The organism is Paraburkholderia fungorum (assembly GCF_900099835.1).
Lineage (GTDB): Bacteria > Pseudomonadota > Gammaproteobacteria > Burkholderiales > Burkholderiaceae > Paraburkholderia > Paraburkholderia fungorum_A.
The window spans coordinates 1,936,268-1,952,331 of sequence record NZ_FNKP01000002.1; the positions used below are offsets into that span (position 1 = coordinate 1,936,268).

Here is a 16,064-nt window from a genome sequence, read left to right on the forward strand (position 1 = left end):
ATCATCATTTCACTGCTTAAGGCTGCGGCAACAAAGTCGCGGAAACACTCGCTGCGTTCGCAATGAACACATTGGTGGCGTCGTCCTGCAACAGATAACCTTGACTCACCAGCGTGTTCGCCGCCGACGCCACCGCCGCCTGATACTTCGCACGGCTGCCGCCGTAAAGCGTCTGCAACGTCGCGCGCGAATCGGTGCCGCCCGCTTGCGCAGCGGCACTCACCGCCAACGGAATCGCCGCGCCGTTCGAAATGCAGCCGTCACCGATCGCATGCCCTGCACCGCGATAATTCCATCCGGTGTAAGTGGCGAGCGGCACGCTGACATCGGGCACCAGCACCCCGGTCGTCTCGTTACCGTTGGCATCCACCTTCGGCACCAGAATGGTGTATGCCTGGGCCGTGTTCACAACCGGAACCGCGTTGCTGTAGTCCGTCACGAAGAGCTGGTTGTATTCGCCGTTGAAGGTCAGTTGCAATTGCGTGGGCGTGGCCGCCGTGCCGCTCGGCACCATCACGTTGGTCAGTGACGGAAAGCCCACCGTCGCTTGCGTCGGCGCGACCAGATTGCCCGACGCCACCGTCGGATACTGCGACGCGGGCGGCTGTGCGCCGGTGCCGACCCACTTGACCAGCGCCGGAATCAACGCGCGCTCCACCGGCGTTTCTTCAACCGGCGAGCCTGGCAACTGGCACTGACTGCCCGTTGCGGGCACCGTCAACGTACCGGTCGTTACGCCGTTGCCGCCGCCGTGCTGCGTGCCCGGCACGAGGTAGTAACGCACGTTCGATGGCAACGGTATGTCGTTACCGCGTCCGTCCGTCACCACCAGAGAAGCCGCGCCGCCCCACCATTCGAACGCGCCGTCGAGCTGCATGATCTTGGGACACGTGTTAGTCGCGGTGCACTGCTTCAGCAGACCGTCGGTTGCACCGCTGACCGGATCGGTCATCGTCGCGTACGTGAACGGGAACTGGAAGCCGGGCATGAAGTGATCTTCGTGCTGCTTCGACCAGCGGCCGGGCTGTGCAAACGCGGCATTCGTCCACGTACGGCGCGCGGCCGAGATAATCGGGAACATGCCGTCGAACACGATCTTGCCGTTCGTATCGACGTTGAAGCCCTGATACAGGAAGTCCTTCATAAAGCGGCCCGACTGCGAAATGCCCTCGCCGATTGCAATGTCGAAGTTGGTGCTCGTCGAGCACGTGGTCGCCACGCATCCCGCCTGCTTCAGATCGTTCAGCGGATTGGCCGCGCCCGACGCATCGGCCGAATCGTAGCGAAGGAACGACACCAGATCGCGCAATGCCGCAAAGCCGATACCGTCGACGGTCGGCGCGGCTGCCTGATAAACGAAGCTGTAGATAGTCCCGGCATCGGGTGGAACCTGCGTGCCGTTTGGTCCGGGCACGGTCGCCGGCGGCGTGAACGTCACCGAGTAATTGCCTTCATAGACGTTGTTCGGCGTGCTGGTGTAACTCCACGTCGCAACCGGCACCGAAGGCGCCGTATAGGTTTCGACGCCGCCGGGAATGCTGCCGTACGAGGTCAGCCACGACTGCCGCGCGGTGAAGGTGACCGAGCTCTTGTCATTCAGATTGGCCGGTGCGTAGGTCAACGGAATGGTGGTCGCAGGGCCGCCCGCATAGTCGGGGATGAATTCTTCGCGGCTCAATGCGGTCATCGGCGTGCCGTCTTTATTGGTCGCGACCGGGAAGCTCACGCCGAGCAATCCGGCTCCGGCGAGCGTGCTATTGCCGGTGAGCGGAACGTCGCCTTGCCAGCCGCTCCACAACACCGTATAGCCGTTGCGCAGCAATGACGGAAAGCTCGACGACGGCGCCGCGCCGGTGTCGAGCGCGCCGCCGCCGACAAACGACGCCGCGCCGATCTTGCTGCCGCGATTCACGACGTCATAGAACAGCACGCGTTTCGCAGCGGATGCACTCTGCGGCCGCAGGATCACGACATCGGTCGAATAGGCGACGTAACCGTCGCTGCCCACCGGCGCATTCTTGAGGTTGACGATGCCCGCGTTGAGCGGATTGTTCGGGTCCAGCTCGCCGTGCACGACGGCGGTAATCACCTGATACGGACCCGCCGCGCCTGCCGGTGTCGCACCGCCAAATGCGGGTGCGCTCGAAATGATCTGAAAGCTCTTGACGAAGCCTGCGCCGTGGGACACCGGCGTCGGTGGCGGCGTAATGCTGTCATTGCCGCAGCCGCCGATCAACGCAATCCCCACACCGACTCCCACCGATATCGCTACCGACTGCACCTTCATGATCAGGTCCTCCGACAGGGTCAAGAAACAGGAATGCCCGCGTATGGAATGGACGACAGTCACTGAAGGCGTTCGCTGCAAATATGCCCGGAAGCCCTGTCAGTATTTTGTAAATCGCCTATTTTTATATTTATGGCCTGCGTACGTATTTATAATTCGCCGGACACCGTTCTCAACTATCGTTTACGCGTACGGTGACGGCGCGCTCGTTGTGGTCAACTCGATTCCGTGGGGAGTCCAAACATGACAAACAGGCTTACGCTTGCAGATCAGCTAAGAGAGTCCATCGAAGAAGCCATTGCAACCGGCGATCTTCCGCCCGGTGCGCGGCTCGACGAAGCAGAGTTGATCGCGCGTTTCGACGTCTCCCGCACGCCTGTGCGGGAAGCGCTTCTGCAACTCGCGGCGGCGGGCATGGTGGAAATGCGGCCGCGGCATGGCGCGGTGGTCGCCAAGATCAGTCTGCCGAGACTGATCGAAATGTTCGAAGTGATGGCCGAACTGGAGGCGATGTCGAGCCGTCTGGCCGCGCGTCGCATGGACGCGCAGGAACTCGAAGAGTTGCGCATCGCGCATGTCGAATGTCAGAAAGCGCGCGACGCCGGCAATCCCGACGAATACTTCCATCTGAATGAGCGCTTTCACTGCCTGATCTATCAGGGCAGTCACAACAGCTTTCTGCACGACCAGGCGAGAGCGCTGCATAAGCTGCTGCGTCCTTACCGGCGTCTGCAATTGCGCGTCAAAGGACGGGTTTCCGCATCGTTCGACGAACACCAGGCTGTCGTCGATGCACTTGCAGCAGGCGACGGCGACGCGGCAGCCGCCGCGCTGAGAGGACATATTCTGGTTCAGGGAGAACGTTTCGGCGACCTGATTGCGGCACTCGCACAAGTCGGCGCGCAGTGACGGTTGCACCGTCGCATTCACTTCCGGTAAGAACGAAAGCGCGTGGATTTAACAATCAAAAAAAGGACGTTTGAAACCTTCACGTTCAGAACGCAACGCGCCTGTCGCATAGCCCGACAAAAAAATATCCGCCATCGCAAAAGATGCGCGCGATTCTCCCGCGCGCTTTCACTTTGCTTTTATTTCGGCCTACACTGAATTCCAGAGTTCTCTCCATTTCACCCGCTGCATATCTTCGGCAACAGATGCTTTTGTCGTGCTCCGCGAGCCGAAGCAGCCGGGTCGGCTCGTGTCCAAACACCATTTGAACGGGACGACTCATCATGGCTGATACGAGCTACATGGCACGGAAATCCGTCGCCGATATCGTGGGAAGCGCCGACGCGGAGGGACACTCTTTATCGAAAACGCTCGGTGCCACCAGTATCACCGCAATGGGAATCGGCGCGATTATCGGCGCGGGTATCTTCGTGCTGACCGGCACGGCCGCCGCGCAATTCGCCGGGCCCAGCATCATGCTGTCGTTCGTACTGGGCGGCATTGCGTGCGCATTCGTCGGCCTGTGCTATTCGGAACTCGCGGCGATGCTGCCGGTATGCGGCAGCAGTTACACCTATACGTATGCGACGTTAGGCGAGATATTCGCGTGGATCATCGGCTGGGATCTGATTCTCGAATACGCAATGGGCGCGGCGACTGTCGCGGTCGGATGGTCCGGTTATATCGTGAGTCTGTTGCGTAATATCGGCATAGATATACCGCCGGTGATGGCTGCCGCGCCAGGCACCGTCATCAAACTGGCGGACGGCACGACCACCACCGGCATCGTCAATCTGCCCGCCATCGTGATCATCGCGATTCTGACCACCTTGCTCGTGCTCGGCACGAAAGAATCCGCGCGACTCAATAACGTGATGGTGGCCGTCAAGCTGGTCGTGGTAGTGGCCTTCATCGCGCTCGGCGCATTTTTTATCAAGCCGGCAAACTGGCATCCGTTCATTCCGGCCAATACCGGCGAGTTCGGTAACTTCGGCATGAGCGGAATTCTGCGTGGATCTGCCGTGGTGTTCTTCGCGTTCATCGGTTTCGACGCGGTCTCCACCGCTGCGCAGGAGGCGAAACGACCGCAGCGGGATATGCCGATCGGCATCCTGGGATCGCTGGTCATCTGCACGGTGCTGTACATCCTCGTCGCAGGCGTGCTCACCGGACTCGTGCCTTATGCCGAATTGAATGTCCCCGATCCGATCGCCAAGGGCGTCGACGCAATCGGCCTCAACTGGTTCTCGATTCTGATCAAGATCGGTGCGCTGACCGGATTGACCACGGTGATTCTCGTGCTGCTCTACGGACAAAGCCGCATCTTCTTCACGATGTCGCAGGATGGCTTGTTGCCGCCGCTTTTCGCGCGGGTTCATCCACGGCTGCAGACGCCTCACCGGAGCCAGATCCTGATCGGCACGATTGTCGCGGTTGTGGCAGCGCTCACACCGATTGGCGTGCTCGGGGAAATGGTCAGCATCGGCACGCTGTTCGCGTTCATTCTCGTGTGCGGCGCGGTGATTTATTTGCGGCGTAGCGACTCGAATGCCATGCGGCCGTTCCGTGTGCCTGGCGTGCCGATCGTGCCAGTGCTCGGCATTCTGTTCTGTCTGCTGCTGATGGTCGGCTTGCCGCTCGTCACATGGTTGCGGCTTGTCGTGTGGCTCGTGATCGGCATGGTCATTTATATGTCGTACGGGAGAAAGCATTCAAGGCTTCGTTTTCCGGAACGCCGTTAAACGCCGCCTTGAAATCCGCAAGCGACCAGACGATGGGTGCCGACGCTCTTTGTGCATCCATCGTCTTCGCGGTAGAAGCGCATTAATCTGAACTTGCCGCCCACTCGACGAGAGTCGCCACCGTGTTCATGTTGCGCGCGGTGCCGTTTTTCGCAGCCGGGATTTTCAGTTTCGAATGCGCGATCCCATTGCTGTAGTGCACGTAGATCTCACGCTTGCCCAGCGCAAGCTCTTCGCCCTGCAATCCGCTGACATCGCTTGCCGCATCGGCAGGTGGATTTGCATCGAGAAAGATCGCAACCGTTCGATTCGGCGCAGCGGATTTGAAAGGATTGCCGGCGAGAACCGCCGCCAACTCCGCGCCGCTTCGCACGAGAACGCCGACCGGTTTGCCCGCGTAGTTCATCAGGCAGTCTTCAAGCCGTTTCTTCAACGATGCTTCCCCTAGTCGACTATCCAGCACCACATTGCCGCTTGCAATGTAGGTTCGCACATTGGAACAGCCAATCGACTCGCACATGGCGCGCAGTTCGGCCATGGGAAGTTTTCCAGTACCTCCGACATTCACAGCGCGTAAAAAAGCGACGTATCGAGTCATCGGGTAAAGCCGTCAAGAGTGAAGGGTTGCGGGATCGCTGCGTGCGGAGATCGCGGAACAGTAATTGCTCCTGCCCATGACGCCGTTCACGGGGGCGGCTCATCAGATTACTCATCATTCATGGACACATACTCCTCTCTGCTATCGTGGCTGTCGAAAAAGATCGCAAGCTCAAGTCAATTAGAAAGCTATTCGTCAGGTTCGAGTCCATCTGTCATGACTCGAAGCGTCGCCAATCAGAATGATTAAAGAGCGCTCTCCCATTGGTCGATATGAACGACAGATCGGTCGACATGTAACGGAGTCTTTCTGACAGCGACAATGTTGCAAAGGTGTAACTCAAGGCTCGACCGAGCCAGGTACATTGATGCCATAACCCGTTTCATTCTTCAACCACGCGCTGCTACTCAGGTAACCATGAACAACACACGGCGTTTTACAGCGGCCCTCGCGCCAGCCGTGCGGCAATCTGCGCCTCTTTCTGCGCGCCATGCGCGGGAGCGGCTTTGTTGATCGTTTACGGCTCGTTACGAAGCGCGGCCGTCGTCGCGCGCCACCATTCACAAGACGTAATGCCGGGCAAGACGCGACATCGCTGTCACGTCCATGCAGATTACGTTTTCATAACACGCATCCAGGGGTTCGCTCGATGGTGACAACGCATAAGAACCATGGCATTTTCCGGCAGTCGCGCGAGCGGACCCTGCCCCAATTACACATTAACGACAGTACAAGTTTCCGGAGAGTTCTATGAGTGACACCGTGTCCAAGCAGCCAAAGCGCTCCCGACGCGGGCTCATCGTGGTCGTGGTGATCTTGCTGGTCCTGATCGCCGTGGTCGCGGTTCACCTGTTGACCCGCAAGAAGCCCACGCGCGACGCCGCGCCTATCGTCGTCACGGTATCGAGCGCGACGCTCGGTTCGATGCCGGTAACGCTGAGCGAACTCGGTACGGTCACGCCCACCGCGACGGTCACCGTGCTGCCGCAATTGAGCGGCTACCTCACCGAGGTCGGGTATCACGAAGGCCAGGAAGTGAAGAAAGGCCAGTTCCTCGCGCAGATCGATCCGCGTCAATATCAGATCAGCAAGCAGCAGGCCGAAGCGACGCTCGCCAAAGATCGCGCGACGCTGGCCCAGGCGCGTGCCGATCTCGAACGCTACACGCTGTTGAACGAGCGCAAGTCGATCGCGCAGCAAACTTTCGCGGATCAACAATTCCTCGTGCAGCAGGACGAGGCCGCCGTCAAATCCGATCTCGCCAGCATCGCCCAATACGATCTCGACCTCGCTTATTGCCGCATCACCGCGCCGGTCGCGGGCAAGGTCGGCTTGCGTCTGGTCGATCCGGGCAATTACGTGACGGCTTCGTCGAGCACGGGCATCGTGGTCATCACCACCGTCAAGCCGACCACCGTGCAGTTCACGGTGCCGCAAGACGCGCTCGCCTCGATCGTGCAACGCCTGAATGGCGGCGCGACGCTGCCGGTCACCGCCTATAGCAGCGACAACGCGCGCGCCATCGCAACCGGCACGCTGTACGCGGTCAGCAACCAGATGGCGACCGCCACGGGCACCGTCACGTTGCGGGCCACGTTCGCCAACGACGACGAAGCGCTGTTCCCCAACGAGTTCGTCAACGTGAAGCTGCTGGTCGACACGATGCAGAACGCGGTGCTGGTGCCGACCGCCGCCGTGCAAAGCGGCGCGCCCGGCGACTTCGTCTACCTCGTCAACGCGGATCACACGGTCTCGGTGCACAAGGTCAAACTCGGTCCGAGCGACGGCAAGAACACCGTGATCGTGTCCGGTCTGTCGCAGGGTAATGAAGTCGTGACGGACGGCACCGACCGTCTGAACGACGGCGCGAAGATCCAGCCTGCCGCGCCGAAACCCGCCGCAGCCGCGAGCGGCGCTGCCGCCGCAAGCGCCGCTTCGGACGCGGTGTCCGAACCCGCCTCCGGCGCGGCGGCGGCTTCCGCAGCCTCGTCCGCCGATGCGGCTTCGTCGTAGCAGGCCCGCTCGCCGATGAATATTTCCCGACTGTTCATTCTCCGGCCGGTAGCGACGCTGCTGCTGATGATCGCCCTCGTGCTGGTGGGCCTCATCGCGATGCGCGTGCTGCCGGTTTCGTCGCTGCCCAACGTCGACTATCCGACGATCCAGGTGCAGACTTTCTATCCGGGCGCGAGTCCCGACGTGATGGCGACCACCGTCACCGCGCCGCTCGAAGTGCAACTGGGCGAGATTCCCGGCTTGCAGCAGATGACGTCGTATAGCTCGGACGGCGCATCGGTCATCACGTTGCAGTTCGACCTGTCGCTGAACCTGGACATTGCCGAACAGAACGTCCAGCAGGCCATCAACGCGTCGAACAGCTATCTGCCGACCGGCCTGCCCGCGCCGCCGACCTACGCCAAGGTCAATCCGGCGGACCAGCCGATTCTTACGCTCGCAGTCACATCGAAGTCGATGTCGCTGACGCAACTCGAAGACGTCGCCAACAACCGCCTCGGCACCAAGATTTCCGAAGTGTCGGGCGTGGGCGTGGTGACGACGAGCGGCGGCAACGTCCCCGCCATCCGCGTCGAAGCGGACCCGCACAAGCTCGCCGCCTACGGCCTGAATATCGACGATCTGCGCACGCTGCTCAGCTACGTGAACGTCAGTCAGCCGAAGGGCAATTTCGACGGCCCCGATCTCGACTACACGATCAACGGCAACGACCAGATCACCGATCCGAAAGACTATCTGAACACGGTGATCGCGTATCAGAACGGCGCGCCGGTGTTCATGCGCGATGTTGCTCGCGTGAGCCAGGCGGCCCAGGATGTGGAGCGCGGCGCGTGGTACAACGGCTCGCCCGCGATCGTGCTGAACGTGCAGCGTCAGCCGGGCGCGAACGTGATCGCGACGGTCAACCAGATCATGAAGCAGTTGCCGCAACTCGAATCGACGCTGCCGGCCGGCATGAAAGTCACGGTCGTGTCGGACAGCACGGGCGTGATCCGCTCGTCGGTGCGCGACGCGGCGTTCGAACTGATTCTGGCGATCGTGCTGGTGGTCGCGGTGATCTTCGTGTTCCTGCGCAACGTGCCCGCCACGCTGATTCCGAGCGTGTCGGTGCCGGTCTCGCTGATCGGCACGCTGGCCGTGATGTACCAGCTCAACTATTCGATCGACAACCTCTCGCTGATGGCATTGATCATCGCGACCGGCTTCGTGGTCGACGACTCGATCGTGATGATCGAGAACATCGTCCGCTATCTGGAGGAAGGCAAGACGCCGCTCGAAGCCGCGCTCGAGGGCGCGGGGCAGATCGGCTTCACGATTCTGTCGCTGACCATTTCGCTGATCGCCGTGCTGATTCCGCTGCTGTTCATGGGCGGCGTGATCGGCCGTCTGTTCAGCGAATTCGCGGTGACGCTGGCGGTCACCATCGTGATCTCCGCCGTGGTGTCGCTCACGGTCGTGCCGATGCTCTGCGCGCGCATGTTGCGCGCGCAGGCCGAGCGTCATCCGAGCCGTTTCGAGCGGATCAGCGAGGGCCTGTTCGACAAGACGCTCAATGCGTATGAACGCGGTTTGCGCTGGGTGCTCGACCACCAGGTGTTGACGCTGATGGTGGCGGTCGGCACCGTCGTGCTGACCGGCGTTCTCTATGTCGTGATTCCAAAGGGACTGTTCCCGGTGCAGGACGTCGGCGTGATCCAGGGGATCAGCGTGGCCGACAACTCGGTGTCGTACACGGCGATGGTGAGGCGTCAGACCGCACTCGCCGACGCGATCCTGAAAGACCCGGACGTGGTGTCGCTGACCTCTTACGTGGGGATCGACGGCACCAATTCGACGCTGAACAACGGCCGCTTCCTGATCAACCTGCGTGACCGCGACAAACGCTCCGACACCGCGCAGGAAATCGCGCGGCGCCTGCAGGACGAGGTCTCGCACGTGCCCGGCGTGAAGCTCTTCATGCAGCCCGAGCAGGATCTGACGCTCGACACCACCGTGTCGCCGAACCAGTACAGCTTCGTGTTGCGCGGACCGAGCCAGCAGGCGTTCCAGACGTACGTGCCGGAACTGCTGAAGCGGATGAAACAGATTCCGTCGCTCTCCGACGTGCAGAGCGACATGAATACCGACGGCCTCAGCGTGAACGTCGAAGTCAACCGGCAACTGGCCGCGCGCTTCGGCATCACGCCCGCGACCATCGACAACGCGCTGTACGACGCGCTCGGCCAGCGCATCGTGTCGACCATCTTCGAGCAGTCGAACCAGTATCGCGTGATTCTCGTCGCGAAGCCTGAATCGCTGCCGACGGTGCAGTCGATCGGCAACCTGTATCTGCCGAGTCAGACCAGCAGCACGGGCCAGGTGCCGCTGTCGGGCATCGCGAAGATCAACATCACGAAGTCGCCGCTGGTGATCAGCCATCTCGCGCAGTTCCCGTCGGTCACGATCTCGTTCAACCTCGCGAAGGGCGCGTCGCTGAGCACGGCCGTCAAGGACATTCACGCGGCCGAGCAGGCGGTGAATCTGCCGCCGTCGATCACGTCGTCGCTGCAAGGCGCGGCGCAGGCGTTCGAAGATTCGCTCTCCAGCGAGGTGTATCTGCTGATCGCGGCGCTGGTGGCCGTATATATCGTGCTCGGCGTGTTGTACGAGAGCTTCATCCATCCGGTGACGATTCTTTCCACGCTGCCGTCGGCGGGTATCGGCGCACTGCTCGCGCTGATGATCGCCGGCAGTGACCTGGATGTGATCGGCATTATCGGCATCGTGCTGCTGATCGGTATCGTCAAGAAGAACGCGATCATGATGGTGGACTTCGCGCTCGACGCCGAACGCAATCACGGCAAGGCGCCGCGCGAAGCGATCTTCGAGGCTTCGCTGCTGCGTTTCCGGCCGATCCTGATGACCACCCTCGCGGCCATGCTCGGCGCACTGCCGATGCTGCTCGGCACCGGCACGGGTTCGGAATTGCGCCGCCCGCTGGGCATCGCGATTATCGGCGGCCTGACGCTGAGCCAGATGCTGACGCTGTTCACCACGCCGGTGATCTATCTGTTCTTCGACCGGATGGCGGAACGCGTGAAGCGCTGGCGCAACCGCAACGGCACGGATGACGACACCGGCCACACCCCGGATCTGCCAGGCAACGGCGCGGAGGACCCGCGTTGAACATCTCGGCCCTCTTCATCCGGCGACCGGTCGCGACGGCGCTTCTTGCCATCGCGATCCTGATCTCCGGCGCGCTCGCGTACTTCCGCTTGCCGGTCGCGCCGCTGCCGAACATCGCGTTTCCGGTGATCGTCGTGCAGGCGAACATGGCGGGCGCGAGCCCGGACATCATGGCGTCCACGGTGGCGGAGCCGCTCGAGAGGCGGCTCGGCACGATTGCCGACGTCGAGGAACTGACGTCGATCAGCTACGTCGGTTCGTCGATGGTAATCGTCGAGTTCGGCCTGAACCGCGACATCAACGGCGCCGCGCGCGACGTCGAAGCCGCCATTCAGGCGGCCCGTGCCGACCTGCCCACCACGCTGCGCAGCAATCCGACCTACCGGCAGTACAACCCGGCGGACGCACCGATCATGGTGCTGTCGCTCACCTCCGACACACTCACCAAAGCGCAGCTCTACGACTCCGCCGACTCGGTGATCCAGCAGCAGCTCTCGCAGGTCAAGGGCGTGGGTCAGATCACGCTGGGCGGCGGCGCACTGCCGTCCGTGCGGGTGGAGTTGCAGCCAGGCAAGCTGAACAGCTACGGCATCGGTCTCGAAGACGTGCGTGCGGCGATCAGCGCGGCCAACGCGAACAGCGCGAAGGGTCACCTCGACGTGGGCGATCAGCGCTACGTGGTCAAGTCCAATGACCAGATCACGCACGCCGCGCCCTATCGCGACCTGGTGGTCGCGTACCGGAACGGCGCGCCAGTGCAGTTACGCGATGTCGCCGACGTCAAGGACTCGAACGAAAACATCCGCAATGCGGGGCTGTTCAACGGCAAGTCCGCGATTCTGGTGGTCGTGTATCCGATGCCCGGCAGCAATGTCGTGAGCACCGTCGCGCAGATCCGCAAGGTGCTGCCGGCGATCGAAGCCACGCTGCCGAGCAGCGTCCACGTCGGCGTCGCGATCGACCGCTCGGAATCGGTGCGCTCGTCCGTCGGCGACACCGAACGCACGCTGTTCATCGCCGTGCTGCTGGTGGTCGGCGTGGTGTTCATCTTCCTGCAGTCGCCACGCGCGACGCTGGTGCCGGCTGTCGCGCTGCCCTTGTCGATTGTCGGCACGTTCGGGCCGATGTATCTGCTCGGCTATAGCATCGACAACCTCTCGCTGATGGCGCTGACCATCGGCACCGGCTTCGTCGTCGACGATGCGGTGGTGGTGCTGGAAAACATCGTGCGTCACATGGAGCTCGGCCTCAGTCCGAAGGAAGCGGCGCTCAAAGGCAGCGGCGAAGTCGGCTTCACGGTGATCTCGATGAGCCTTTCGCTGATCGCCGTGTTCCTGCCGATCATGCTGATGCCGGGCATCGTCGGGCTGCTGTTCCACGAGTTCGCGGTCACGCTGTCCATCGCGATCCTGATCTCGCTGCTGATTTCGCTGACCGTCACACCCGCGATGTGCGCATATGTGCTGAGCCGCAAGAACGCGGGGCATTCGAAAGCGCGCTGGGCGCTGTGGGTCGAAAAGCAGTTCGACCGTTTCAAGGACATGTACGCACGCTCGCTCACCGCCGTGCTGGATCATGCGTTCCTCGTGATCCTGCTGCTCGGCGCGCTGCTGGTGGGCAACGTGTTCCTGTTCAAGCTGGTGCCCGCCACCTTCTTCCCCGAGCAGGACACGGGCATTCTGATCGGCCAGATCATCGCCGACCAGAGCATCTCGTTCCCGGCGATGCAGAAGAAGCTCGCGCAATTGCAGGAGATCGTGCAGAAAGACCCGGCGGTCGAATCGGTCGCGGGCTTCACCGGTGGACGCGCGCTGAATACCGCGAACGTGTTCATCGAGCTGAAGCCGCTCGCGCAGCGGCACGTCACCGCCACCGAGGTCGTGAACCGGCTGCGGCCCAAGCTCAACCAGGTGTCGGGCGCGCGGCTGTTCGTGCAGGCGCAGCAGGATCTGCGGATCGGTGGACGGCAGTCGGCCGCCGAATATCAGTACACGCTGACCAGCGACGACTCCGCCGCGCTCTTCAAGTGGACGCCGCTGCTCGTGGCCGCGCTCGCCAAGGAACACGCGACGGTGCTCGACGTGAACTCGGACCTGCAGCAGAACGGCTTGCAGACCTACGTCACGATCAATCGCGCGACGGCGGCACGTTACGGCTTCGCGCCGAATCAGGTGGACAGCGTGCTGTACGACGCGTTCGGCCAGCGCACGGTGTCGACCATCTACAACCCGCTCAACCAGTATTTCGTGGTGATGGAAGTCGCGCCCGACTACTGGCAGTATCCGCAGATGCTCAACCAGATTTACATGAGCACCGCGGCGGGTAACGCCACCGGCACGGCGGGCACGCAGATGCCGAGCGGCACGGTGTCGGGCGTGACGGCGACCACTGAGAGCAGCACCAGCACGTCGTCGGCCACCAACTCGCTGAACTCGGACGCGCAGGCCAACGCGACCACCAACAGCATTTCCAACAGCAAGGGCAGCAGTTCGACCGGCAGCGCAGACAGTACGTCGGCGGAAACCATGGTGCCGCTGGCAGCGTTGGCCTCGTTCGCGAACAGCCATACGGCCACCCAGGTGAACCATCAGAGCGGCCTCGTCGCCGCGACGGTTTCGTTCAACCTGCCGGCCGGCGGTTCGCTCAGCAAGGCCGCCGAGGCGATCAACAACACGGCTCGCGAAATCGGCATGCCGGCGAGCATTCACGGCTCGTTTGCCGGCGCGGCGGCGGCGTTCTCGCAGTCGATGGGGACGATCCCGCTGCTGATTCTCGCCGCGCTCGGCGTCGTGTATATCGTGCTCGGCGTGCTGTACGAAAGCTCGATCCATCCGCTGACCATTCTCTCGACGCTACCGTCCGCGGGCATCGGCGCGACCCTCGCGTTGCTGATCTTCGGCACGCCGTTCTCGGTGATTGCGCTGATCGGCATCATCCTGCTGATCGGCATCGTCAAGAAGAACGGCATCATGATGGTCGACGTGGCGATCCAGTTGCAGCGCAGCGAAAACATGCCCGCGCGCGACGCGATTCATGCGGCCGCTGTGGTGCGTCTGCGGCCGATCATGATGACCACGTTCGCCGCCGTGCTCGGCGCGGTGCCGCTCGCAATCGGTATCGGCCAGGGCGCCTCGCTGCGTCAGCCGCTCGGTATCACCGTGATGGGCGGGCTGATCCTGAGCCAGGTCTTTACGCTGTACACGACACCGGTGATCTACCTCTATCTCGACCGCTTGCGCGGCAAGCTGGTCAAGTGGTCCGCGAACCTGCCCTGGAACCGGAACGAGGACCAACCCGGACAACCGGATACGAAGGCATGACGATGAAGATTTCCCTCAAACGGTTTGGCGGCACAGATGTCGTCGATGGCTCGGGTAGTGCGCTCAATTGCACTGATGCGACGCGGCGCCCTGCTGCGCCGCTGCTTGCTCCGCTCCGGCCACTGGCCGCCGCCGCGCTGGCGCTGCTGGTCAGCGGCTGCATGGTCGGCCCCGACTATCACCGCCCGCAGGTCAACGTGCCCGCCACGTTCTCGGAACTGCCCGGCTGGACTCAGGCTGTGCCGTCGGCGTCCGGTCCCAAGGGCGACTGGTGGACTGCGTTTCACGATCCGCTGATCGATCAGCTCGAACCGCTGGTGTCGGTATCGAACCAGACGGTGCGCGAGGACTACGCAAACTATCAGGAAGCACTCGCCGAAGTGCGGGTCGCGCACGCCAGTCTGTTCCCGACGATCGGCGCAACCGGCTCGGCCACCAAGGAGCGCGCCGCCAGCGGCAACGCGGCGAAGGTGGTCAACGCGGGTTCGCTCGAAGGCAACGTGAGTTGGGCGCCGGACCTGTGGGGCTCGGTGCGCCGCACGATCGAAGAAAGCGCCGCGACTGCGCAGGCGAGCGAAGCGACACTCGCGAATGCGACGCTGTCGGAACAGGTGGCGCTCGCCACCGCGATCATCGAACTGCGTACCAGCGACGCCAATATCGACCTGCTGCAAAAAACGGTCGACGCATATCAGCACTCGCTGGAGGTGGTGGCCAACCAGGACCAGGCGGGCACGGTCGCCCCCAGCGACGTGATCACGGCGCGCACCCAGCTCGCCAACGCGCAGTCCAGCCTGATCGCGCTCGGCGTCGCGCGGGCACAGTACGCGCATGCAATTGCCGTGCTGGTCGGCAAGAACCCCGAGGAACTGTCGATCACGCACAGCACCACCATGCCGACGCTGCCCGACGTGCCGATCGGCGTGCCGTCGACGCTGCTCGAACGCCGCCCCGACATCGCCACGGCGGAGCGTCAGATGGCCTCGCAGAATGCGGCGATTGGCGTGGCGGTGGCCGCGTATTACCCGGACATCTCGCTGTCGGCGCTCGCGGGCTTTACGCAGTCGCCGCTGGCCGGCCTGCTGAACGTCGGCAACTACGTGTGGTCGCTCGGCGGCAGTGCGACCGAAACCCTGTTCGACGGCGGCCTGCGCAGCGCGGATGTCGATGCAGCGAAGGCGGCTTACGACTCGGCTGTCGCCAACTATCGCAACACGGTGCTGACGGCCTTCCGCAACGTCGAAGACGATCTGTCCGGCTTGCGGATTCTGGCGCAGCAGACGGTCGTGCTCGACTCGGCTGTTGCCGACGCGAATCGCGGTGCCCAGATCGCGCTCGACGAGTACCAGGCCGGCACCGTCGACTACACCACCGTGGCGACCGCGCAGGCTACGCAGTTGAGTACCCAGCAGACCGCGCTGAATGTGCAGGAAACGCGTCTGCTGGATTCGGCTTCGCTGTTCGGCGACCTGGGCGGCGGCTGGTCGGCGGATAGTCTTCACGATCCGCGGCATCGTGGTGCGCCGGGTTCGGCGCCGGCACCGACTCCGGCACCGGTGCAAACGGGTGATGCGTCCACACAGAAAACCGGCGCGCAGCCGCAGTGATTTTGCGGCATTAAAAAGCGGTCGCTCAAGCGCGTCGTCCACCGGACGACGCGCGTCAAAACCGACGCCGCGTCCTTACCTCGATTTGCCAAACCCACTCGTTCAATTCCCTTCCCGGCGCACATTCTTCGCGCCGATTTCTCACCTAGTCACGCCATTCCAATGCGCGATGCATCGGCGGAAAAAATCTCCTGCTTGATGCTCCAGAACCCGCTCTTCGTGCCGTCAACCCGCAGACGGCGATGAGAGTCACCCCACTGCCATGAACGGATGGCTTTCGACGCAGCAATAGCGCCGCCATAGCCGCTCGAACAATTCACTCCTGAATCTTTCAGATAGCCCCAGCAACCGGCGGCAATCTGAAACGACTACATAGAAAAG

The 16,064-nt window shown here is 62.5% G+C and carries 9 protein-coding genes; 6 read left to right on the top strand and 3 right to left on the bottom strand.

The window, feature by feature from the left end:
- Window positions 1–16: 16 nt before the first annotated feature.
- The gene (locus tag BLS41_RS24470) at window positions 17–2,287 is read right to left on the bottom strand and encodes an alpha/beta hydrolase domain-containing protein (protein ID WP_074769508.1); all 2,271 of its coding nucleotides are present in this window, start codon (window positions 2,285–2,287) and stop codon (window positions 17–19) included.
- Between the two features lie 243 nt (window positions 2,288–2,530).
- Here BLS41_RS24470 and BLS41_RS24475 point away from each other — a divergent pair, with 243 nt between their 5' ends.
- Together BLS41_RS24475 and BLS41_RS24480 are read left to right on the top strand one after the other, a co-directional pair.
- Window positions 2,531–3,196 carry a GntR family transcriptional regulator gene (locus tag BLS41_RS24475; RefSeq protein ID WP_074769510.1) on the top strand — a complete coding sequence of 222 codons (666 nt, stop codon included), beginning with the start codon at window positions 2,531–2,533 and terminating at the stop codon, window positions 3,194–3,196.
- 323 nt (window positions 3,197–3,519) lie between these two features.
- Window positions 3,520–4,977, top strand: coding sequence for an amino acid permease (locus BLS41_RS24480; protein WP_074769512.1), 1,458 nt, complete (start codon window positions 3,520–3,522; stop codon window positions 4,975–4,977).
- Window positions 4,978–5,059: 82 nt separating this feature from the next.
- On the opposite strand, the gene BLS41_RS24485 is transcribed toward BLS41_RS24480, so the two are convergent.
- Window positions 5,060–5,575: a DUF1697 domain-containing protein gene (locus BLS41_RS24485; protein ID WP_074769514.1), complete on the bottom strand. Its 516-nt coding sequence runs from the start codon at window positions 5,573–5,575 to the stop codon at window positions 5,060–5,062.
- A gap of 750 nt (window positions 5,576–6,325) precedes the next feature.
- Between BLS41_RS24485 and BLS41_RS24490 the strand changes: the two genes are divergently transcribed.
- Genes BLS41_RS24490 through BLS41_RS24505 form a run of 4 tightly spaced genes read left to right on the top strand, consistent with a single transcriptional unit; the run spans window position 6,326 to window position 15,683 of the window.
- On the top strand, window positions 6,326–7,588 hold the full coding sequence (locus BLS41_RS24490; protein ID WP_074769516.1) for an efflux RND transporter periplasmic adaptor subunit: 1,263 nt from the start codon (window positions 6,326–6,328) through the stop codon (window positions 7,586–7,588).
- A gap of 15 nt (window positions 7,589–7,603) precedes the next feature.
- Complete coding sequence (locus BLS41_RS24495) at window positions 7,604–10,756, top strand: efflux RND transporter permease subunit (RefSeq protein ID WP_074769518.1); 3,153 nt, start codon at window positions 7,604–7,606, stop codon at window positions 10,754–10,756.
- Complete coding sequence (locus BLS41_RS24500) at window positions 10,753–14,076, top strand: efflux RND transporter permease subunit (RefSeq protein ID WP_074769521.1); 3,324 nt, start codon at window positions 10,753–10,755, stop codon at window positions 14,074–14,076. Before BLS41_RS24495 ends, BLS41_RS24500 begins: the two co-directional genes overlap by 4 nt.
- The gene (locus BLS41_RS24505) at window positions 14,073–15,683 is read left to right on the top strand and encodes an efflux transporter outer membrane subunit (RefSeq protein WP_436972024.1); all 1,611 of its coding nucleotides are present in this window, start codon (window positions 14,073–14,075) and stop codon (window positions 15,681–15,683) included. The genes BLS41_RS24500 and BLS41_RS24505 overlap by 4 nt, the downstream gene beginning before the upstream one ends.
- A 149-nt stretch (window positions 15,684–15,832) precedes the next feature.
- On the opposite strand, the gene BLS41_RS39125 is transcribed toward BLS41_RS24505, so the two are convergent.
- Window positions 15,833–16,003, bottom strand: coding sequence for a hypothetical protein (locus tag BLS41_RS39125; RefSeq protein WP_171910300.1), 171 nt, complete (start codon window positions 16,001–16,003; stop codon window positions 15,833–15,835).
- Window positions 16,004–16,064 lie beyond the last annotated feature (61 nt).

Excerpts from the sequence above, each read along its gene's own strand:
- BLS41_RS24485 (WP_074769514.1), bottom strand. The coding sequence starts at position 5,575 with ATGACTCGATACGTCGCTTTTTTACGCGCTGTGAATGTCGGAGGTACT.
- BLS41_RS24495 (WP_074769518.1), top strand. The coding sequence starts at position 7,604 with ATGAATATTTCCCGACTGTTCATTCTCCGGCCGGTAGCGACGCTGCTG.
- BLS41_RS24480 (WP_074769512.1), top strand. The coding sequence starts at position 3,520 with ATGGCTGATACGAGCTACATGGCACGGAAATCCGTCGCCGATATCGTG.
- BLS41_RS24475 (WP_074769510.1), top strand. The coding sequence starts at position 2,531 with ATGACAAACAGGCTTACGCTTGCAGATCAGCTAAGAGAGTCCATCGAA.
- BLS41_RS24505 (WP_436972024.1), top strand. The coding sequence starts at position 14,073 with ATGACGATGAAGATTTCCCTCAAACGGTTTGGCGGCACAGATGTCGTC.
- BLS41_RS24470 (WP_074769508.1), bottom strand. The coding sequence starts at position 2,287 with ATGAAGGTGCAGTCGGTAGCGATATCGGTGGGAGTCGGTGTGGGGATT.
- BLS41_RS24490 (WP_074769516.1), top strand. The coding sequence starts at position 6,326 with ATGAGTGACACCGTGTCCAAGCAGCCAAAGCGCTCCCGACGCGGGCTC.